General features: G+C 74.0%; 18 protein-coding genes. 14 read left to right on the forward strand and 4 right to left on the reverse strand.

Going from position 1 to position 20,259, the window contains the following annotated elements:
• Nucleotides 1-12: 12 nt before the first annotated feature.
• A complete protein-coding gene (locus ACFQ9Z_RS01320; RefSeq protein WP_383009364.1) occupies nt 13-654 on the reverse strand; it encodes a TetR/AcrR family transcriptional regulator in 642 nt (213 codons plus the stop codon).
• Nucleotides 655-783: 129 nt separating this feature from the next.
• Between ACFQ9Z_RS01320 and ACFQ9Z_RS01325 the strand changes: the two genes are divergently transcribed.
• A complete protein-coding gene (locus tag ACFQ9Z_RS01325) occupies nt 784-1,413 on the forward strand; it encodes an alpha-ketoglutarate-dependent dioxygenase AlkB (RefSeq protein WP_383009366.1) in 630 nt (209 codons plus the stop codon).
• A gap of 68 nt (nt 1,414-1,481) precedes the next feature.
• A complete protein-coding gene (locus tag ACFQ9Z_RS01330; RefSeq protein ID WP_383009368.1) occupies nt 1,482-2,717 on the forward strand; it encodes a DUF4032 domain-containing protein in 1,236 nt (411 codons plus the stop codon).
• Nucleotide 2,718: 1 nt separating this feature from the next.
• Here the strand turns inward: ACFQ9Z_RS01330 and ACFQ9Z_RS01335 are convergent, their stop codons facing one another.
• A complete protein-coding gene (locus ACFQ9Z_RS01335; RefSeq protein WP_383009370.1) occupies nt 2,719-3,585 on the reverse strand; it encodes a universal stress protein in 867 nt (288 codons plus the stop codon).
• Nucleotides 3,586-3,819: 234 nt separating this feature from the next.
• On the opposite strand from ACFQ9Z_RS01335, the gene ACFQ9Z_RS01340 reads away from it, so the two are divergent.
• From ACFQ9Z_RS01340 to ACFQ9Z_RS01350, 3 genes are read left to right on the forward strand one after another with little or no spacing between them, the layout of a single operon-like run.
• Nucleotides 3,820-5,496, forward strand: a complete 1,677-nt coding sequence (locus ACFQ9Z_RS01340; RefSeq protein WP_383009373.1) for an FAD-dependent oxidoreductase — start codon at nt 3,820-3,822, stop codon at nt 5,494-5,496.
• Nucleotides 5,493-6,968 carry an ATP-binding protein gene (locus ACFQ9Z_RS01345; RefSeq protein WP_383009375.1) on the forward strand — a complete coding sequence of 492 codons (1,476 nt, stop codon included), beginning with the start codon at nt 5,493-5,495 and terminating at the stop codon, nt 6,966-6,968. The genes ACFQ9Z_RS01340 and ACFQ9Z_RS01345 overlap by 4 nt, the downstream gene beginning before the upstream one ends.
• Nucleotides 6,965-7,315: a UBP-type zinc finger domain-containing protein gene (locus tag ACFQ9Z_RS01350; protein ID WP_383009377.1), complete on the forward strand. Its 351-nt coding sequence runs from the start codon at nt 6,965-6,967 to the stop codon at nt 7,313-7,315. Before ACFQ9Z_RS01345 ends, ACFQ9Z_RS01350 begins: the two co-directional genes overlap by 4 nt.
• 22 nt (nt 7,316-7,337) lie before the next feature.
• On the opposite strand, the gene ACFQ9Z_RS01355 is transcribed toward ACFQ9Z_RS01350, so the two are convergent.
• Both ACFQ9Z_RS01355 and ACFQ9Z_RS01360 read right to left on the reverse strand, forming a co-directional pair.
• A complete protein-coding gene (locus tag ACFQ9Z_RS01355) occupies nt 7,338-8,573 on the reverse strand; it encodes an SGNH/GDSL hydrolase family protein (RefSeq protein ID WP_383009379.1) in 1,236 nt (411 codons plus the stop codon).
• Between the two features lie 188 nt (nt 8,574-8,761).
• Nucleotides 8,762-10,546, reverse strand: coding sequence for a M4 family metallopeptidase (locus tag ACFQ9Z_RS01360; RefSeq protein WP_383009381.1), 1,785 nt, complete (start codon nt 10,544-10,546; stop codon nt 8,762-8,764).
• Nucleotides 10,547-10,854: 308 nt separating this feature from the next.
• Here ACFQ9Z_RS01360 and ACFQ9Z_RS01365 point away from each other — a divergent pair, with 308 nt between their 5' ends.
• The 9 genes from ACFQ9Z_RS01365 (at nt 10,855) to ACFQ9Z_RS01405 (ending at nt 20,247) form a co-directional block, all read left to right on the forward strand.
• Entirely contained in the window at nt 10,855-12,063 is a 1,209-nt protein-coding gene (locus ACFQ9Z_RS01365) for a serine hydrolase domain-containing protein (RefSeq protein WP_383009383.1), read from the forward strand.
• Nucleotides 12,064-12,163: 100 nt separating this feature from the next.
• On the forward strand, nt 12,164-12,841 hold the full coding sequence (locus ACFQ9Z_RS01370; RefSeq protein ID WP_383009385.1) for an AIM24 family protein: 678 nt from the start codon (nt 12,164-12,166) through the stop codon (nt 12,839-12,841).
• Between the two features lie 152 nt (nt 12,842-12,993).
• Nucleotides 12,994-14,034 (forward strand): tetratricopeptide repeat protein, encoded by a 1,041-nt coding sequence (locus tag ACFQ9Z_RS01375; protein ID WP_383009387.1) that lies wholly within the window; start codon nt 12,994-12,996, stop codon nt 14,032-14,034.
• Entirely contained in the window at nt 14,031-15,059 is a 1,029-nt protein-coding gene (locus ACFQ9Z_RS01380) for a polyprenyl synthetase family protein (protein WP_383009389.1), read from the forward strand. Before ACFQ9Z_RS01375 ends, ACFQ9Z_RS01380 begins: the two co-directional genes overlap by 4 nt.
• A gap of 87 nt (nt 15,060-15,146) precedes the next feature.
• Entirely contained in the window at nt 15,147-16,115 is a 969-nt protein-coding gene (locus ACFQ9Z_RS01385) for a threonine/serine dehydratase (protein ID WP_383010287.1), read from the forward strand.
• 221 nt (nt 16,116-16,336) lie between these two features.
• Nucleotides 16,337-17,923, forward strand: coding sequence for a serine/threonine protein kinase (locus ACFQ9Z_RS01390; RefSeq protein WP_383009391.1), 1,587 nt, complete (start codon nt 16,337-16,339; stop codon nt 17,921-17,923).
• Nucleotides 17,924-17,971: 48 nt separating this feature from the next.
• Complete coding sequence (locus tag ACFQ9Z_RS01395) at nt 17,972-18,943, forward strand: LLM class F420-dependent oxidoreductase (protein WP_383009393.1); 972 nt, start codon at nt 17,972-17,974, stop codon at nt 18,941-18,943.
• Nucleotides 18,944-19,057: 114 nt separating this feature from the next.
• The gene (locus ACFQ9Z_RS01400; RefSeq protein ID WP_383009395.1) at nt 19,058-19,483 is read left to right on the forward strand and encodes an SsgA family sporulation/cell division regulator; all 426 of its coding nucleotides are present in this window, start codon (nt 19,058-19,060) and stop codon (nt 19,481-19,483) included.
• Nucleotides 19,484-19,590: 107 nt separating this feature from the next.
• Complete coding sequence (locus tag ACFQ9Z_RS01405; RefSeq protein ID WP_383009397.1) at nt 19,591-20,247, forward strand: DUF2238 domain-containing protein; 657 nt, start codon at nt 19,591-19,593, stop codon at nt 20,245-20,247.
• Nucleotides 20,248-20,259: the final 12 nt, after the last annotated feature.

The following is a 20,259-nucleotide window of genomic DNA, read 5'->3' on the forward strand; positions in this document are numbered from 1 at the left end:
TCCGTCCGCGACTCATTCGGGTACTCGTCCTCCGGTGCCGCCGCCGTCGGTCAGCAGGGCGGTGAGCAGTTGTTTCAGCCAGCGGCGTGCGGCGTCGACGTCCTTGTCCAGCAGGAGCTGGGTGGTGACGCCGTCGTAGGCCGCGACCACCGCGCGGGCTGCGCCCTCGGCTCCACCGAGCGCGGCGGGCAGTTCGGTGTGGCCCCCGGCCCGGCCGAGCCGGTCGGCGACGGCCTCGCGCAGCCGGGTCCGGTGGTCGAGGAGCGCCTGGGCCACGGCCGGCTCGCGGGCCGCGTGGACCAGGAAATCGGTCTTGACCAGCAGCCAGTCCACGTCGAGCAGCAGCACCTCGGTGACCCGGTCCGCCGAGGCCGGCACGTCCAGGCCGGGCCCGTCCTGGGCGAGCGCCTCGGCCACCTGGCCGGCGATGAGGTCGGCCCGCTCCCGGTAGAGGGCGAAGAACAGCTCGTCCAGGGTGGCGAAGTTGGAGTAGAAGGCGCCCCGGCTGTAGCCGGCGGCCTCGCAGACCTCCTCGATGGAGACGCGCCCGAACCCCTTGGCGGCGAAGACCGCGAAGGCCGCGTCGAGCAGGTTCGCCCGGGTCCGGGCCCGCCGTCTGGTGACGCGCGGGGCCGGATCGTCCTTGGCCGTCATGACGGGACCTCCGTTTCGATACGGGAACGTATCCGATACACCGATGTATGGAAAGGGGCCCGGGAGCCAGGACCGGCCGCGCCCGGCCTGCCTTGGAACACATTTTCGATTCCGGAGTACGCTGTACCCATGGCCACGCACCTCCAGGGCTCCCTGTTCGACCAGACCGACGAGCTACGGCTCGGCCCGCTCGACGGGCTGCGCCGTACCGAGCTGGGCCACGGCGCCTGGATCGACGTGCTGCCGGGCTGGCTGAGCGGCGCGGACGCCCTGTTCGAAGAGCTGGCGGCCGAGGTCCCCTGGCGGGCGGAGCGCCGCAAGATGTACGACAACGTGGTGGCCGTCCCGCGGCTGCTCGCCTTCTACGCCGCGCACGACCCGCTGCCGCACCCCGTGCTCGGCGAGGCTCGGGACGCCCTGTCCGCCCGCTACGCCGAGGAGCTCGGCGAGCCGTTCGCCACCGCCGGGCTCTGCTTCTACCGCGACGGCCGGGACAGCGTCGCCTGGCACGGCGACCGGATCGGGCGCGGCGCCCGCCAGGACACGATGGTCGCGATCCTGTCCGTCGGCGCGCCCCGGGACCTGCTGCTGCGGCCCGTCGCGGGCGGCGGCCCGGCCGTCCGGCGCCCGCTCGGGCACGGCGACCTCATCGTGATGGGCGGATCCTGCCAGCGCACCTGGGAGCACTGCGTGCCCAAGACCGCCCACGCGGCGGGCCCGCGGATCAGCGTCCAGTTCCGGCCGCACGGGGTGCGGTGACGCGTCCGGCGGGTCCCCGCACCGTTCTTCCGGCCATGGGCGCGGAAGCGGGCCTTAGGGTTCCTCCCATGGCATTGCAGATCAGCGCCACGAACCCGGAGCACCCGGCGGTCCTGCTCGAACTGCCCTGGGACGTACCCCTGGAGAAGTGGCCCGAGGAGTACCTCGTACCGCTCCCCCGGGGCATCTCCCGGCACGTCGTGCGCTACGCGCGCGCCGGCGACGAGGTGATCGCCGTCAAGGAGCTGGCCGAGCGGCCCGCGCTGCGCGAGTACGGGCTGCTGCGCGACCTCGACCGGCTGGGCATCCCGGCCGTGGACCCGCTCGCCGTGGTCACCGGCCGCACCGACGGCGCCGGCGACCCGCTGGAGCCGGTGCTGGTCACCCGGCACCTGCGCGGCTCGATGCCGTACCGCTCGATGTTCGAGACCACCATGCGCCCGGCGACCATGCACCGGCTGATGGACGCCCTCGCGGTGCTGCTGGTCCGGCTCCACCTGAGCGGGTTCGCCTGGGGCGACTGCTCGCTCTCCAACACCCTGTTCCGGCGGGACGCGGGCGCCTACGCCGCGTACCTGGTGGACGCCGAGACCGGCGACCTGCACCCGCGGCTCAGCCCCGGGCAGCGGGACTACGACCTGGAGCTGGCCCGGGTGAACATCAGCGGAGAGCTGCTGGACCTGGAGGCCTCCGGGGCGCTGCACCCCTCCGTGGACCCGGTCGAGTTCGGGCACGAGATCTGCACCCGCTACGCCGGGCTGTGGCAGGAGCTGACCCGCACCTCGGTGTACCCGGCGGGCAAGTACCACTACATAGAACGCCGGATACGCCGCCTCAACGACCTCGGCTTCGACGTGGCCGAGATGCAGATCGAGCACTCCGCGGCCGGCGACACGGTGACCTTCGTGCCCAAGGTCGTCGACGCCGGCCACCACCAGCGCCAGTTGCTGCGGCTGACCGGCCTCGACGCCGAGGAGAACCAGGCGCGGCGGCTGCTCAACGACCTGGAGAGCTGGATGGCCACCCAGGACGACTACGCGCCCGGCGACCCCCTCGCCGCCCGCCCCGAGGTGCTGGCCCACCGCTGGGTCAGGGACGTGTTCCGGCCCACCGTGCGCGCCGTGCCGCCGGAGCTGCGCGGCTCCATGGACCCGGCCGAGATCTACCACGAGCTCCTGGAGCACCGCTGGTACCTGTCGGAGCGGGCCCAGCACGACATCGGGCTGGACACCGCCGTCGCGGACTACATCGCGAACGTCCTGCCCAGGGCCCGTACGACCCTGGAGCCGACGACGCCGGAGTAGGTCACTCGTGCGGGACCACGGCCACCGGGCACTCGGCGTGGTGCAGCACGCCGTGCGCGACCGAGCCGATCCGGGCGCCCACGGCGCTGCGGCGGGCCCGCCGGCCGACCACCATCAGCTGGGCCCGGCCGGCCACCGACAGCAGCACCTGCCCCGCGCTGCCCATCTCGACGTGCTCCGCGACGGGCACCTGCGGGAAGCGCTCGCGCCACGGACGCAGTGCGTCGGCCAGGGCCTGCTTCTCGTACGGCTCCAGGCCGCCCGCCTCGTCCAGGAGCTTCAGCGAGCCCGGGCTGTAGGCGAAGACCGGCGGCAGCGTCCAGGCGCGGACCGCCCGGACGGTGGCCCCGCGCAGGGCCGCCGTCTCGAACGCGAACCGCAGCGCGGCGGCGCTGTCCTCCGGGCCGCCGTGCTGGCCGACCACGACGTCGCGCCCGGCGGCCTCCGCCGCCGGCTGGTCACCGGCCCGTACCAGGACCACGGGCCGGGCCGTCTCGGCGATCACCTGCCGCCCGACCGAGCCCAGCAGGAAGCCCATCACCGCGCCGTGCCCGCGCGAACCCAGCACCAGCAGCTCGGACTTGGCGGCCGCGTCGGTCAGCGCCTCCGCGACGCCGCCCTCGAGCAGATCCACGTCCACCTGTAGCTCCGGGTGCCTGCCGGAGACCGCGCGCACGGACTCCCGCAGCCCTTCCGAGACCCAGCCGTGCTGGGTGTCCCGGTCGGCCGTGGCGAGCGCCTCGGCGTAGTGCCAGGCGTGCACCACGCGCAGCGGCAGCTCCCGGCGCACCGCCTCCCTGGCCGCCCAGTCCAGCGCGGCCAGGCTCTCCTGCGTACCGTCCACCCCTGCCGTGATCGGGCGTGTCATGCCTCGGGCCTCCTCGTCGTCCGCTTCCTCGTCCGCGGGTCCAGTCTCCCCCACCTGCTGATCATGTCCCGCCCCTGCCCGCGCAAGGGCGGTCGATGGGCGCTCCCGCCGGGTCCGGGCGGTCCCCGCCGTACGGCGCGGCGAACCCGGGCGATCGAACATACGATGGGCGGGAACCGGTGCGGCGGGCGAAGCGACGCGGTCCCGGTGATCCGACCACGGGGTGGGAGAGGCATGGCACAGGCCGCCGACGCAGCGCGGACCGTCATCCTGACAGTCGACGACGATCCGGGGGTCTCCCGCGCCGTCGCCCGCGACCTCAGGCGGCGCTACGGCGAGTCGTACCGCATCGTGCGCGCGGAGTCCGGCGAGTCGGCGCTCGAGGCGCTGCGCGAGCTGAAGCTGCGCGGGGACCTGGTGGCGGTGATCCTGGCCGACTACCGGATGCCGCAGATGAACGGCATCGATTTCCTGGAACAGGCACTGGACGTGTATCCGGGGGCCCGGCGGGTGCTGCTGACCGCGTACGCGGACACCAACGCGGCGATCGACGCGATCAACGTCGTCGACCTGGACCACTACCTGCTCAAGCCGTGGGACCCGCCGGAGGAGAAGCTCTACCCGGTCCTGGACGACCTGCTCCAGGCCTGGCGGACCAGCGCCTACAAGCCGGTGCCCAGCACCAAGGTCGTGGGGCACCGCTGGTCGGCCCGGTCCTCGGACGTACGGGAGTTCCTGGCCCGCAACCAGGTGCCCTACCGCTGGTACTCGGTGGAGGAGCCCGAGGGGCGGCGGCTGCTGACCGCGGCCGGGCAGGACGGGCAGCGGCTGCCACTGGTGATCACTCCCGACGGGACGGTCCTCATCGAGCCCGAGGCGCCCGAGCTGGCCGCGCGGGTGGGCCTGGCGACGACGCCGACCGCCGACTTCTACGACCTGGTGGTGATCGGCGGCGGCCCGGCCGGGCTCGGGGCCGCCGTGTACGGGGCCTCGGAGGGCCTGCGGACGGTGCTCGTGGAGCGGTCCGCGACCGGCGGGCAGGCCGGGCAGAGCTCCCGGATCGAGAACTACCTGGGCTTCCCCGACGGGGTCTCCGGCGCCCAGCTCACCGACCGGGCGCGGCGGCAGGCGGCCAAGTTCGGCGCCGAGATCCTCACCACGCGCGAGGTGACGGGGCTGGAGGTCAACGGGGCGGCCCGGGTGGTGCGGTTCGCGGACGGCTCGGCGATCGCGGCGCACAGCGTCATCCTGGCGACGGGCGTGCAGTACCGGCGGCTGCAGGCCGAGGGTTGCGCCGACCTGACCGGCTGCGGGGTGTTCTACGGCTCCGCGCTGACCGAGGCCTCCTCCTGCCAGGGACACGACGTGTACATCGTCGGCGGCGCCAACTCGGCGGGCCAGGCGGCGATGTACCTGTCCCGGTTCGCCAAGTCGGTGACGCTGCTGGTGCGCGGGCCCGACCTGTCGGCGTCGATGTCGCACTACCTGATCCAGCAGATCGGCGAGGCGCCGAACATCTCGGTGCGCGGCCACACGGTCGTGGACGCCGCGCACGGCTCCGGCCGGCTGGAGCAGCTGACCCTGCGTCACATGACCAGCGGGGAGACCGAACGCGTCGACGCCCAGTGGATGTTCGTGTTCATAGGGGCCGCCCCGCTGACCGACTGGCTGGACGGGACGGTGCTGCGCGACGAACGCGGGTTCATCCTGGCCGGGCCCGACCTGACCGCCGACGGGCGCCCGCCGGCCGGCTGGGAGCTGGACCGGGCGCCGTACCACCTGGAGACCAGCGTCCCCGGCGTGTTCGTGGCGGGCGACGCCCGCGCCGAGTCCGCCAAGCGGGTCGCGTCCGCCGTCGGAGAGGGAGCCATGGCCGTCATGCTCGTCCACCGGTACCTGGAGCAGTCGTGAGCGGGCAGCCGGTGCCGTGCAGCCCTCGGGAGATCGGCTCCCTGTTCCTGTTCGAGAAGCTGGCGCCCGAACAGCTCGGCCGGCTGTGCCGCGAGGGCCGGGTGGAGCTGTTCCAGCCCGGTCCGGTCTACACCGAGGGCGACCCCGCCACCTGCTTCTACGTGATGCTGGAGGGCACGGTCGTGCTCTCGCGGCGGGTCGGCGGCGACGACGTGGAGGTGTCGCGTACCTCGCAGCGCGGGGTGTACGCGGGCGCCATGCAGGCGTACCTGGGCGACCGGGTGCGGCAGGCGTACAACAACTCGATGCGGGTGACGGAGCCGACGCGGTTCTTCGTGCTGCCGGCGGACGTCTTCGCCGAGATCATGAGCGAGTGGTTCCCGATGGCCACGCATCTGCTGGAGGGCCTGTTCTTCGGCTCCAAGAGCACTCAGGCGGCCATCGGGCAGCGCGAACGGCTGCTGGCGCTCGGCTCCTTGTCGGCCGGGCTCACGCACGAGCTGAACAATCCCGCCGCGGCCGCCGTCCGGGCCACCTCGACGCTGCGCGAGCGGGTCGCGAAGATGCGGCGCAAGCTCGCGGTGATCGCCGAGGGCCCGTTCTCCCGGGACGCGCTGGCGAGCCTGATCGAGATCCAGGAACGCACCGCGGAGCGCGTCGCCAAGGCGCCGGCGCTCAGCCCGCTGGAGGCCTCCGACCGCGAGGACGCGCTCGGCGACTGGCTGGAGGACCACGGCATCGACCACGGCTGGCAGCTCGCGCCCACCTTCGTCCAGGCCGGGCTGGACGTGGACTGGCTGGAGCAGGTCGCGGCGGCCGTGGACGCGGAGATCCTGCCCGGGGCGGTCGGCTGGCTCAACTACACGGTCGAGACCGAGCTGCTGATGAGCGAGATCGAGGACTCCACCACCCGGATCTCGCACCTCGTGGACGCCGCCAAGCAGTACTCGCAGCTCGACCGGGCCCCCTACCGGGTCGTCGACGTGCACGAACTCCTCGACAGCACGCTGCTGATGCTGTCGGGCAAGATCGGTCCGCACATCGAGGTCGTCAAGGCGTACGACCCCGCGCTGCCGCAGGTCCCCGGCTATCCGGCGGAGCTGAACCAGGTGTGGACCAACCTGATCGACAACGCCGTGTGCGCCATGAACGGCGCCGGCGGGCAGGGCACGCTGACCGTGCGGACCGCGCTGGACGGCGAGCAGGCGCTGGTGGAGTTCCGGGACACCGGGCCCGGGGTGCCTCCGGAGATCAGGAGCCGGATCTTCGACCCGTTCTTCACCACCAAGCCGGTCGGCCAGGGCACCGGGCTCGGCCTGGACATCTCCTGGCGGATCGTGGTGAACAAGCACCACGGCACCCTGCGCGTCGAGTCCGAGCCCGGCGACACCCGTTTCCAGGTGCTGCTGCCGCTGACCGCCGCCACACCCGAGGAGCGGTCCGCCCTGACGAACCCCGAGGAGACAGCATGAGCGGCGAGTCCGCCATCGACCCGAACGTCCCGCCGAGCGGCACCGGCTGTGTGGAGTGCGACGCGGACGGCGGCTGGTGGTTCCACCTGCGCCGGTGCGCGGCCTGCGGGCACATCGGCTGCTGCGACGACTCCCCCTCCAAGCACGCCACCGCCCACCACGAGGCGACCGGGCATCCGGTGATCCGCAGCTTCGAGCCGGGCGAGGGCTGGTTCTGGAACTACGACACGGGCGAGCTGTACACGGACGGTCCCGAACTCGCGCCGCCGGCCGCGCACCCGGCCGACCAGCCGGTGCCGGGTCCGGCGGGACGGGTGCCGGCCGACTGGGCCGAGACGCTGCGCTGAACCCCCCGCGGCGGGGCCCGGGTCAGCCGGGCCGGGGTCCGCGCGCGCAGTCGAGGGTGTGCGGGCCGACGGCGTCGGCCAGGGCCCGCATGCCCGCGTCGTTCAGGTGCAGATGGTCGCCGTCGTCGAAGGCGGGGAGCAGGTGCCCGGGCGCGCGGGGGTCGCGCAGGACGCGGTCGAAGTCGACGACCGCGTCGAACTCCCCGCCGGTGCGGACGAACCGGTTGACGTCCTGGCGCACCGCCTCGGCGGCCGGGTCCCACTCGGGCCGGCCCGCGAACGGTCCGATGGTCGCGCCGACCACGCACAGCCCGGCCGCGTGGGCCCGCCGCAGGATCGTCCGGTATCCGGCGATCAGCCCGGCGGCGGTGACCCCGGTGTGAGCCCTGAGGTCGTTCACGCCCTCGAACAGCAGGAGGGTGCGCGCGCCGGGCTGGGACAGCACGTCGCGCTCCAGCCGGTGCAGGGCTCCGGGCCCGGCGCCGTCGCTGAGCACCTTGTTGCCGGACATCCCCTCGTTGGCCACGCCCTTGACGTGCGTCGCGGCCTGGTGCAGGCGCCGGGCGAGGTAGTCGGTCCAGCGCCGGTCGAGCCCGGGGGTGGACTGCCGGCCGTCGGTGAGGGAGTCGCCGAGCACCACCACAGCGCCGGTGGCGGGGTCCGCGGGGCGCGCGGAGACCGCGTCCAGGTACCACCAGGAGCCGGTGTGCCGGGCCCAGTTGGCCCCGCTCGTCTCGGCGGTGTGGTCGCCCTGGGTGACGTACGACGTCTGCATCGCCAGGGCGTGCCCGGTGGCCGGGCCGGCCGCGCCGGGGGTGTGCAGGCTGACGGCGAGGTCGGCCCCGGCCGGGACGGAGCCGGGCAGCGGGTCGCTCCAGGCGACCGCGCCAGCGGGCAGGGTGACGGTGCGGGCGCCGCCGAAGGTGAGCGGCCGGTCGCTGCCCGGCACCAGCGCCGCGCCCGTGCTCCGCAGGCCCGCGCGCACGCTGTCCAGGGCCAGGGGGCGGTCGCCGAAGGCGTTGGACAGGCGCACGCGCAGCCCGCTGCCGGCGACGCTGGTGCGCACGATCAGCCGGTAGCCGCGGCCGGCCGTGCCCTCGCCGAGGCGGCCGGCGCTCGCCGCCCAGGTGACCACCTGGGCGTCCCGTCCGGCGGGCTCGGGCGGCCCGGTCGCCGCCCGCGCGGGCGCCCACTGGCAGGCGAGGGTGAGCAGCGCCGCGGCCGCCAGGCGCCGGACGCGGGCGGACCGGCCGGTCACCGGACCCGGTCCTTCGCCCCGGCGGGCCCGCCGGGCTCCGGGCGCAGCGGCCGGGAGGTGTCTGCGGGTACCACGATTGTCATGGTCCCGCCGCTGCCGGCGCTCCGCCACCGCGGCGGGCGGGAGCCCGGACGTGCGGATGCCCCGCGCGGGGCGGGGCATCCGGTGGTGCGCGGTGCGGACGTCCGTCAGCGGCGGGCGGCCGGGGTGTTGGCGGCGGTCACGTTGACCGCGGCCCACGCCTTGTTCACCGTCTTGTACTCGGTGCTGGTCGAGCCGTACAGGTCCTTGGCCGCCTTCAGCGTCGCGACGCGCGCGCCGTGGAAGTCGGTGGTGGAGACCATGTAGCGGGTCAGCGCACGGTAGAAGATGGCGGTGGCCTTGGTGCGGCCGATGCCCTTGACCGTGGAGCCGTCGTAGGTCGGCGAGTCGTACGTGACGGTGCCGATCTTCTTCTTGCCGCTGCCCTCCGCGAGGAGGTAGTAGGCGTGCGAGGAGACGCCGGAGCCGGCGTGCACCTCGGTGAAGTAGGTGTCCTGCGACCAGTAGTCGATCGTGCCCTCGAGCTTGTCGAGCGAGGGGTGGTCGAGGCGGCGCAGGAACTTCTGGTCCAGGCCCAGCTTCTCGCCGACCAGGTAGTCCGGCGTGTCCTTGGCGTTGTTGGCGTAGAACTCGACGTTGGAGCCGAAGATGTCGGCGAGCGACTCGTTCAGCGAGCCGGGCTCGCCGTACTGGTTGCCGTCGGCGTCGACGTAGGTCGGCTGCAGGTCGGCGGTCGCCTCCACCACGCCGTGGGTCAGCTCGTGACCGGTGACGTCGAGGACGACGAGCGGCTTCTTGAACATCTGGCCGTCGCCGTCGCCGTACAGCATGCAGTTGCAGGTCGGGTCCCAGAAGGCGTTGGCGACCTTGTTGCCCCAGTGGACCATTCCGCGGGCGGCCTTGGAGTTGTTGGCTATGCCCTTGCGGTTGAAGGTCTTCTTGTAGAAGTCCAGCGTCTTGGTTATGCCGTACTGCGCGTCGGCCGCGGCGCTGGCCCGGCTGGTGGTCTTGCCGTTGCCCCACACGTTGGTGGTGTTGGTGAACTTCGTGCCCGCGCCGAAGGACTCGGTGTACCTGCCCTTGGCGTCGCGGGTCTCGGTGCCGTACCGGTTCGGGTCCTTGAGCTGGTAGTGCCCGCGCGAGGTGGCCGTGGTGGTCAGGCCGACGCTGCCCACGAAGAGGGTCTTGCCGGTGCCCCTGGCGGTCGCCGGGTAGCGCGTGACGCCGGAGACGCCCGAGCCGAGCAGGCCGGCCCCGGTGGAGGAGCCGATGCCGGTGGCCGGGTCGGCGCTCTGGCCGCTCCTGCGCAGCTTGGCGAGCAGCTTCGGCGACAGGAACTCGTCGGCGACGGGCGTGTTGCTGCGCACCTTGCCGGTGACGGCGTCGACGACGACGGTGCTCGCGCTGTCGTCGTCGGTGACGGTGACCTGGTAGGCGAGGGCGGCGGAGCCGCCGCGGGCGTCCACCACCAGCTCGGCGCCGCCGGCCTCGCCCTTGGCGGCGCGGGCGGCCTTGGCCGCGGCCTGAGCCGCGGTCAGCCGCGGCTCGGCGGCGGCCGGCTTGACGGCGTGCGTGGCCGCGCTGGTGACCCCCGTGTAGGCGAGCCGCCGGTCGAGGTGGACGACGAGGTCGCCGCCGAGCACCGGCATCCCGTCGTGCGTGCGGACGAAACGGACGTGGCGCGCGCCCTCGGGGTCGACGAGCACGTCCTGGGCGTGGAGTTCGTCGCCCTGCGCGACCCCCGTGGCCGCGGAGTGCGCGAAGGCCGCGGCGTTCGCCGCCTTCACCACCGCCGCGGCGGTGGTGGCGGAGGACGCGGCGGAGCGCTCCACGGAGGCGGAGGGACCCGCGAAGGCCGTGCCGGCCAGACCTGTGGCGGCGGTCGCCACCGCGACGGCGACTGCCGCGGTGCGTATGTGCGGTCTACGCAATCTGATCAGGGTTCCTTCGTTCGAAGGCGGCAGGTGTCCCCAACCGCCCTGAGGCGTGGCGCAGTTGAGCGCCACGGGGGGCTGGTCGGGCCCCGTGCAGCAACCCTTGCGGATCAGTCATGCGCACGTAAAGGCGGAATGATCCATTTCGCGGTCTTCTATGACAATCCTTTACGAATGCCTGCCACAGGGTGATCGCGAGGGGCCCGCTGTGTGTCGACTGTGGAGACGCTGCCGCAATCCCCTAGGTTGCAGGGCGGAATGTGACCGATGTCGCATCGCGAGCCGCGAGGACGGGAGTGAGCCGGATGGTCCCAGCAAGCGTGGGCAGGGGTGCGGTGCTCGGAGCGGTCGCGCTCTCGCTGCTCACGGTCCCGGCCCGGGCCGCGACCTCCGGTGCGGACGCCCACGCGGCCGCGGCGCTGCCCGCACCCGACGTCTCGGGCCTGGACTCGGTGCTGCACTCGGTGGTGGACCAGGGCGCCCCCGGCGCACTGGCGCGCGTCGACGACGGCGGCGACTCGTACCTGGTGACCCGGGGCTTCGCCGACCGGAGCACCCGTCAGGCCATCGGCGCCGCCGACCGGTTCCGCATCGGCAGCGTCACCAAGTCCTTCTCGGCCGTCGTCCTGCTGCAGCTGGCCGACGAGCACAAGCTGGACCTGGACGCCCCGGTGAACCGGTACCTGCCGAAGCTGCTGCCGGACGACCGGATCACGGTCCGGCACGTGCTGAGCCACCGCAGCGGCCTGTACGACTACAGCAACGACATGTTCGCCAGCAGCGTCTCCGGCTTCGAGGCGGTCCGGAACAAGGTCTTCGGCTACCGCGACCTGATCGCCCTGTCGCTGGACAAGCCCCGCACCAACGCGCCCGGCGCCGCCTACTCGTACTCGAACACCAACTACGTCGTGGCCGGCCTGCTGATCGAGAAGCTCACCGGGAAACCCGTGCGCGACGCCTACGAGAAGCGGCTCATCACCCCGCTCGGGCTGCGCGACACGTTCTACGTGCACCCGGACACGAGGATTCCGGGCCGCCACGCCCACGGCTACCTCACCCCGGACGCCGCCGGCGCGGAACTGGTCGACGCGACCGACCAGACGGCCTCCTGGGCGCAGAGCGCGGGGGCGCTCATCTCCAGCGCCAGGGACCTGAACACCTTCTACTCCGCGCTGCTGCGCGGCAGGCTGCTGTCCGCCGCCCGGCTGGCGGAGATGGAGCGCTTCATCCGGGTCGACGGCACCACGTCGTACGGGCTCGGGCTGCGCCGCCGCGACCTCTCCTGCGGCGTCTCGGTGTACGGGCACACCGGCGCCGTGCAGGGCTTCTACACCTACGCGTTCGCCTCGAAGGACGGCAGCCGGAGCCTCACGGCCGCCGCCAACACCTCCAACAACGCGAAGGTGCTGGGCACTCTGGCGGGCGCGCTGGAGTCGGCGTTCTGCGGCGAGGGCGCCGCCAAGGGCAGGGCGGCGCGCGCCCCGGCCGCCGGGGAGCGGGACTCGCGGCAGTGAGGGGCCGGGCGCCGGAAGCGGCTGGCGAGGGAACCCGTTGCCGGGCGGGCACGTTCGGTGATCTTGGCGGAACGACTTCGTCCGGGACACCATGCCCGGCATGAAGGGTTCCCTCTTTTCCAGTGAGCACGTGGTACAGCCGGCCGTCGAGGCCGGCATGACCGTCGAGAACGCCAAGTGCATCAAGTACGCGGTCGACGGCGAGATGCACGCCCGCCAGGGCGCGATGATCGCCTACCGGGGCAGCCTCCAGTTCGAGCGCAAGGGCCAGGGCGTCGGCGGGATGCTCAAGCGCGCGGTCACCGGCGAGGGACTGCCGCTGATGGCGGTACGCGGCCGTGGCGAGGTCTGGTTCGCGCACGAGGCGCAGAACTGCTTCATCGTCGAGGTCGAGCCGGGCGACCAGTTCACCGTCAACGGCCGCAACGTGCTGTGCTTCGACGCCTCGCTGGCGTACGAGATCAAGACCGTGAAGGGCTCGGGCGTCACCGGCGGCGGCCTGTTCAACAGCGTGTTCAGCGGACAGGGCCGGCTCGGCCTGGTCTGCGAGGGCAACCCGCTGGTTATACCCGTCTCGGCGCAGTACCCGGTGTACGTCGACACCGACGCGGTGGTCGGCTGGTCCGCACACCTGCAGACCTCGCTGCACCGCTCGCAGTCCATCGGCTCGATGCTGCGCGGCGGTTCGGGCGAGGCGGTGCAACTGATGCTCCAGGGCGAGGGGTTCGTCGTGGTGCGGCCGAGCGAGGCGACGCCGCAGAAGGCGCAGCAGCACTGACGCCCCGTCGAGTGATCTTCGCCGCACGGGCAACCCGATCCTCGGCGCCGGCGTCTTGACCCACGACAGACCGTGCCCCGGCCTGCGGGCCGGGGCACCTTTCCGATGTGCTATACACCCCGTGTATACACTTCGTGTATAGAAGGGCACACATGTACGGCAAGGCCTTCGCCCCGGAGTACCAGGGCTCCCTGACCACCCTTTCCGTGAACTCCTCGCTCGTCGACGTGCTGGCCGAGGGCACCGAGCGGCTGCGCGAGGCCGAGCGGTCCGGCCTTCCGGGCGAGGTGGCCCGCTGCGGGCTGGCCGTCGCCGAGGCGCACCGGCGGCTGGGCCGGGTACAGGAGGCCGATCGGGCCTGGAAGGCGAGCTACCGCGCCGCGCGGGACGCGGGCGACACCGCCGCGATGGCGTGGGCGCTGTGGAGCGGCGGCACCCTGGCCCGGCAGCGCGGGGCGTTCCCGCTGGCCTGGCGCCTGCTCGGGCTCGCCGCCGAACTCGGCGAGCGAGGCGGCGACGTCGTGGTCCGGGGTTACTCGCTGGCCGGTCTCGCGGAGACCGGGCGCATCCAGGGCGACTACGAGGCGGTCGGCCGGCTGCACGAGCAACTGCTCGCCGAGGCCCGCAGGCGCGGGGAGGCCCGGCACACCGTGTGGGCGCTGGAGGGCATCGCGCAGATGCACCGCAACACCGGTGAGCACGACCGGGCGTACGCGCTGTTCGAGGAGGCGGCGGAGATAGCCGAGCGGGCCGAGGACCGGCGCGGCCACGCCTGGGCGCTGCGCGGTCTGGCCGACATCGTCTCGGTCCGCGACGGCGACACCGGGCGGGCACTGGAACTGCTGACGCGGGCGGAGACCGCCTGCCGGGCGATGAACCTCTCCAGCGCGCTCGCCTACAACCACAAGATGCGCGGCAACGTCCTCTACCGTGCGGGCCGTTACTCCGAGGCGCGGGAGCTGTACGAGCTGGCCCTGGAGGAGTTCCGGGCGATGAGCGAGCCGCGCGGCGAGGCGCTGTCCCGGCTCGGCCTCGCCAAGTCGCTGGCCCGGCTGGGCCGCGACCGCGCCGAGACGGCGGCCGAACTCGCCGATCTGGCCCGGGTGCTGGAGCGGGCCGGACTCCGGCACGCGCGGGAGATGGTGGCCCGGGCGCAGCGGGAGTTCGGCGTGGACGCGGCGGCCGCGCGATGAGCGCGCTCCCCCCGGCGGTGCAGGCTCCTCCCCCGGCCCTGGACACCCTCCACCGCTGCCGGGAGCTGGTGCGGCCGGCCCTCGCGGCGGCGGTGGAGCGGCTGCACCCCTGGATGGCCGAGATGGCCGCGTACTCCTTCGGCTGGTGCGAGGTCGGCGGCGCACCCGCCGCCGCACCGGGCGGCAAGGGGGTGCGGCAGGCGCTCGCGGTGCTCGGCGCGGAGTCGGCGGGCGCCGACGGGCGGGCCGGGATCCCGGCGGCGGTCGCGGTGGAACTGGTGCACGCCTTCTCGCTGCTGCACGACGACATCATGGACGGCGACGCCACCCGGCGCCGCCGCCCCGCGGTGTGGAAGGCGTACGGCACCGGACCGGCGGTGCTCGCCGGGGACGCGCTGTTCGCGCTCGCCGTGGAGACGCTGGCCGCCGCGCCCGGCGGCCCCGGCGGAGTGCGGCTGCTCTCCGCCGCCCTGGCCGACCTGGTGCGCGGGCAGGCCGACGACCTGCTGTTCACCGCCCGGCCCTGCGCCGGCCCGGAGCGGGTGACACCCGGGGAGTACCGGACGATGGCGGAACACAAGACGGGCGCGCTGCTCGGCTGCGCCGCCGCGCTGGGGGCCGCGCTCGGCGGGGCCGGGCAGTCGGCCGTCACCGCGCTGGACCGGGCGGGACGGCACCTGGGCGTGGCCTTCCAGCTCGTGGACGACGTGCTGGGTATCTGGGGCGACCCGGAGGTCACCGGCAAGCCCGTGGGCGGTGATCTGCGCGAGGGCAAGAAGACCTTCCCGGTGCTGTTCGCCCTCGGCTCCCCCGCGGCCAGCCGCCTGCCCGCGCTGCTCGGTCCCGCGGGGTGCGCCGAGGAGGCGGCCGCGCTGATCGAGGAGGCGGGCGGCCGGACGGCGGCGCTGGCCGAGGCCCGGGCCCGCACGGCGCTCGCGCGGGAGCTGATCACCGGGCTCCCCGGGACCGGGGCCGCCGGGGAACTGCTCGGCCTGCTGGACCACCTGGTGGACCGCGACCTGTGAGGGTTGACCGCGCGTGCGTGCGCGGGTCAGGGTTCCCACGGCGCGGTCCCAAGCCCCGCGCCGGGAGGGTGAACGACCTTGACCAGCCTGATCGGTCTCCCGGAGATCGAAGCCGCCGCACGGCGGATCGCCGGCCACGTCGTGCGGACGCCGACCGTGCCCAGCCCCGGGCTCGCGGACCTGCTCGGCGCCCCGGTCACCGCGAAGCTCGAACTGCTCCAGCGCACCGGCTCGTTCAAGGCACGCGGCGCGACGGCCAAGCTGCTGTCGCTGGGCGAGGCCGAGCGCGCGGCCGGCGTGGTGGCGGTCAGCGGCGGCAACCACGGCATCGCGGTCGCGGAGATGGCGGCGGCGCTGGACGTGAAGGCGACCGTGGTCATGCCCCGCACCGCGCCGGCGCGCTCCATCGCTCTGGCCGAGGACGCGGGGGCGTCGGTGCGGCTGACCGACGGCATGGACAGCGCCTTCGAGCTGGTGATGGAGTTGCGGGACGAGGGGCTGACGCTGGTCCACCCGTTCGACGACCCGGTCGTGATCGCCGGGCAGGGCACCGTGGGGCTCGAACTGGCCGAGGACGCCCAGGGCGCCGACGGGCCGACGGACGTCCTGGTCAGCGTGGGAGGCGGCGGTCTGATCGCCGGGGTGGCGGCCGCGCTGCGCGCCCGCTGTCCGGGGGTGCGGGTGTGGGGCGTGGAGACGGAGGGCGCCGAGGCCATGTCCGGCGCGCTCCGGGCGGGCGGGCCCCGGCAGGTGCCGGTGTCCTCGCTCGTCACCACGCTGAGCGCGCCGTCCGTGTCCCGGCTGACCTACGACCATGTGTCGGCGCTCGTGGAGGAGGTCCTGGTGGTGCCGGACCGGGAGGCGGTGCAGGGCTGCCTCGACCTCGCCGACCGGGCCAAGCTGTGGACCGAGCCGGCCGCCGGCTGTCTGCTGCCGGCGGCCCGGCGGGTGCTGGCCCGCGTCGGCGACGGGGCCCGGCTCGGGCTCGTGGTGTGCGGGGGCAACTCGGCGCCCGGGGAACTGTTCGGCTGGGCGGACCGCCTCGGGCTGCTCTGAAGCACGTCCCGGCTCAGCCGGTGAACGCGCTGGACACCCGGGCGTCTACCTTCGGTAACCCACAGGTCGACGCCCGGGCACGGCCCGCCTTCGCAAAGCCGCCGGCCCTGTCGGCACGTTGAATAAAAGGCAGGAAAGGAGCCGGAGTAGCGGATCCTTTGAACGCACCCCGGCGCGCCCCGCGTACCTCTGGGCAAGTCGAGTCGGGGTCCCAGCGAGGTATGACGATGGTCGAGGCGCACGTCTTCGCACACGAGCCGGTCGCCGGCCGGTACCGGCTCCTGGACGTCCTCGCCCGCGAGACGAACCGCCTGTGGTGGTACGCCGAGGACATGACGACCGGCCGGCCCCGGCTGATGGCCCGCACCGAGCTGCCGGAGACCGTCGGCGCGGACACCGCACGCCGCGTGGCGGCCCGGGTGGTGCGCACTTCCGAGATCATGCGGCTGCTGTGCCCCGGGCGGGTCGCCGCGGTCGTCGACGCCGTCGTGGAGGCGGGCGCCCTGTGGACGGTCACGGACCGGATCGAGGGCACGCCGCTCGGCGAACTCCTGGACCGGGAGGGCCCGTTGCACCCGGTCCGGGCGGCGCGACTGGGCCTGGAGATCCTCGACGTGCTGCAGTCGGCGCACGACGAGGGCATCACCCACGGCGAACTGAGCCCCGGTCAGGTCTTCGTCCGGGACAGCGGTCCGGTCCTGGTGGCCGGGTTCGGCCTGGCAGGCGCGACGCCGGCCCCGCGGCTGACGGCGCCGTCGTACGCCTCGCCGGAACAGGCCCGCGACGAGCGCGTCGGACCGGCCGCCGACCTGTGGGCGCTGGGCGCGCTCCTCTACACGATGGTCGAGGGGCGTCCGCCGTTCCGCGACCGCGGCCGGCCCGACGCCACCCTGAAGGCCGTGGACCGGCTGCCGCTGCGCACGCCGCTGCGCGCCGGCCCGCTGACCCAGGCCGTCCAGGGGCTGTTGCGCAAGAACTCCCGGGACCGGCTGAACCGGGCCGTGGTCCGAAACGCCCTGACGCGGGCCCTCGACGCGGACTGCGAGGCCGACCGGCGCCCCGCGCCCACGCCTTGGCTGCGCGACGCCTGCGCGGCCGTACGGCACGCCGCGCCGTCGCCCGGCAGACGGCTGCTGATGGCCGGTACGGCCCTGGCCGTCGTCACCATCGCGGTCGGCGTGCTGGCCGCGACCCACCGGCTGCCCGGCGCCCCCACCGCGGCCGCGCCCTCCCGCACCACCGCCACGGCCGCCCCGCCGCCCGGCCGCGCCGGTGACGGCACTCCCGGCGGCGCCGCGAGCCCCGGCCCCACCCGGTCGCCCGCCCTGCCCGCCGGGTACCGTCCCTACACCGCGCCGGAGGGCTTCTCGGTGGCCCTGCCGCACGGCTGGAGACGGCTGACCACCGCACGCGCGGCCGACCACGCCTACCGCGTCACCTTCGGCGCCGGCGACTCCCCCGCGGGCGGCGCCTCCCCCACCCTCGCCGTCACCTACAGCGAGCGCGTCGGCCCGGACCCGGTCGCCGTCTGGCGCGACCAGGTCGAACCCGAGCTGGCACGGCTCCCCGGCTACCGCCGCGTCGGCGCGGTGCGGGCCCTCACCTACCGGACGCACCGGGCCGCCGATCTGGAGTGGCTGGCCGGCTCCGGCGCGGCCCGGACGCACACCCTGGGACGGGGTTTCCTGCTGGGCGGCGGGCGCGGCTTCTCGCTGCGGTACACCGCGCCGGCCAGGGCCTGGGGCGACTCCGCGGGCACCACAGCGCTAAGGACGTTCCTGCGGACCTTCCGCGAACCGGGGCACTGACCGGCGCCAGGGCAGTTTTCCGTCCGCCGGCCCGGGGACTCGCGTCCTATGGTGCAAATCGGATACACGATGATGACCGAGCAGGCCGGCCCCCGGGACCTGGTGGACCACGTGGTACGGGCCGAGGAGGCGGGCTTCGACTTCTCGGTGACCTCGGACCACTACTTCCCCTGGCTGCGCGCCCAGGGCCACGCCCCGTACGCGTGGAGCGTGCTCGGCGCCGCGGCGCAGGCCACCTCGCGGATCCCGCTGATGACCTACGTGACCTGCCCGCTGCTGCGCTACCACCCCGCCGTGGTGGCGCAGAAGGCGGCGACCATGCAGCTGCTGTCCGAGGGCAGGTTCCGGCTCGGGCTCGGCGCCGGCGAGAACCTCAACGAGCACGTGGTGGGCGGCGGCTGGCCCCCGGCGGACGTGCGCCACGAGATGCTGCGGGAGGCGGTGGAGATCATCCGCTCGCTGCTGGAGGGCGGCCACGTCACCCACCACGGCACGCACTACGACGTGGAGTCGGCGCGGGTGTGGGACCTGCCGGAGCAGGCGCCGCCGATCGGTGTCGCGGTCTCCGGCGAGCAGTCCTGCAAGCTCGCCGGGGACCTCGCCGACCTGGTCATCGCCACCGAGCCGAAGAAGGGGCTGCTGGAGGCCTTCGACCGGCACGGCGGCGCGGGCAAGCCCCGGGTGGGCCAGCTCCCGGTGTGCTACGACCCCGACCGGGACGCCGCGGTCAAGCGGGCGCACGCCCAGTTCCGCTGGTTCGGCCTGGGCTGGAAGGTGAACGCCGAGCTGCCGCACCCGGACTCCTTCGAGGCCGCGACCCAGTTCGTGACCCAGGACGACGTCTCCTCCGCCATCCCGTGCGGCGACGACCCGGACGCCTTCGTGGAGGCGGTACGGCCGTACGCCGAGGCGGGGTTCGGGGAGATCGCCCTGGTGCAGATCGGGGGCGACTCACAGCCCGAGTTCCTCGACTGGTCGGCGAAGACCCTGCTGCCCGCCCTGCGCGAGGCGTTCGGCTGACACGGCACGGGCGGACACGAGGGGGGCGGCGGGGATTCAGCCGGACGGATGAGCATTTCCGGCCCGTACGGGGTACTAGAGGTCCCTACGCCCATCGCTTCCGGAGGACCTTGCGTGAACCGCTTCGTGCACAAGACCCTGGTGGTGCAGCTCCAGGCGGAGGGTACCGCCCGGTGTCCGGTGCTCGCCCACCTGAGCTACGACGCCGAGGACCCGTTCGCCGTCACCGCCGCGTTCGGCCACGACGGCCGGGTGCTGGCCCGGTGGCGGCTCGACCGGGAGATGCTCCTCGACGGGCTGGCCGGCCCGGTCGGCATCGGCGACGTGCGGCTGCGGCCGGTCTCCACCGGACGGTGGCGCGAGCTGCGCATGGAGTTCCTCGGCGACTACCGGGCCGACGGCGGCCGCCACCACGCGGTCGTGTACGCCTGGGCGCCCGCGCTCCACGCGTTCCTGCGGCAGACCCACGAGGTGGTGGCGCGCGGTCAGGAGGAGGTCCGGGTGGACGACTTGCTGGCGGAGATCCTCTCCACGGGCTGAGTGGCGGGCCGGGGCGCCGTGAGTAGCCGTACTCATGTCCGCGCCCGCCCGCCGGCCGCACGATGGGGCTCCTTCGACCGCCACCTGCCCCGGCAAGGAGCCCCGCCATGACCGCAGTGCGCCCCGCCCCGATCCCCTCGCCACGCCGTGTGCCGCCCGCCCTGTACGCGGGCGTGGTGGCCGTGGGACTCGCCGCGTCGGCGTGGGACGTGCGCGACCGCACCACCTGGCTGCTGGAGACGTTCTGGGTGCTGGCCGGGCTGCCCCTGGTGGTGCTGGCCTGGCGGCGCTTCCCGCTGACCGGTCTGCTCTGCGGGCTGCTCACCGCGCACGCCCTGGTGCTCGCCGTCGGCGGCCACTACACCTACGCGCGGGTGCCGCTGGGCGACTGGGTCCGGGACGGCTTCGGTCTCTCCCGCAACCCGTACGACCGTTTCGGCCACCTGATGCAGGGCTTCGTCCCGGCCGTCCTGGTGCGCGAACTCCTCGTCCGCACCTCACCGCTGCGCGGCAGCCGCTGGCTGGCCCCGCTCACCGTGTGCGCCTGTCTCGCCTTCAGCGCGTCCTTCGAACTGCTGGAGTGGGCGGCCGCCGGGATCGGCGGGCACGGCGCGGACGCATTCCTCGCCACCCAGGGCGACCTCTGGGACACCCAGTGGGACATGTTCTGCGCCCTGGTCGGGGCGGTGCTGTCGCTGCTGCTGCTCAGCGGGGTGCACGACCGCCGGCTGGCGGCCCTCCAGGCGCGGACGACGGGCGGGTGAGCGGCGGCGGGT

Source organism: Streptomyces sp. NPDC056580 (genome assembly GCF_042793175.1).
Classification (GTDB): domain Bacteria; phylum Actinomycetota; class Actinomycetes; order Streptomycetales; family Streptomycetaceae; genus Streptomyces.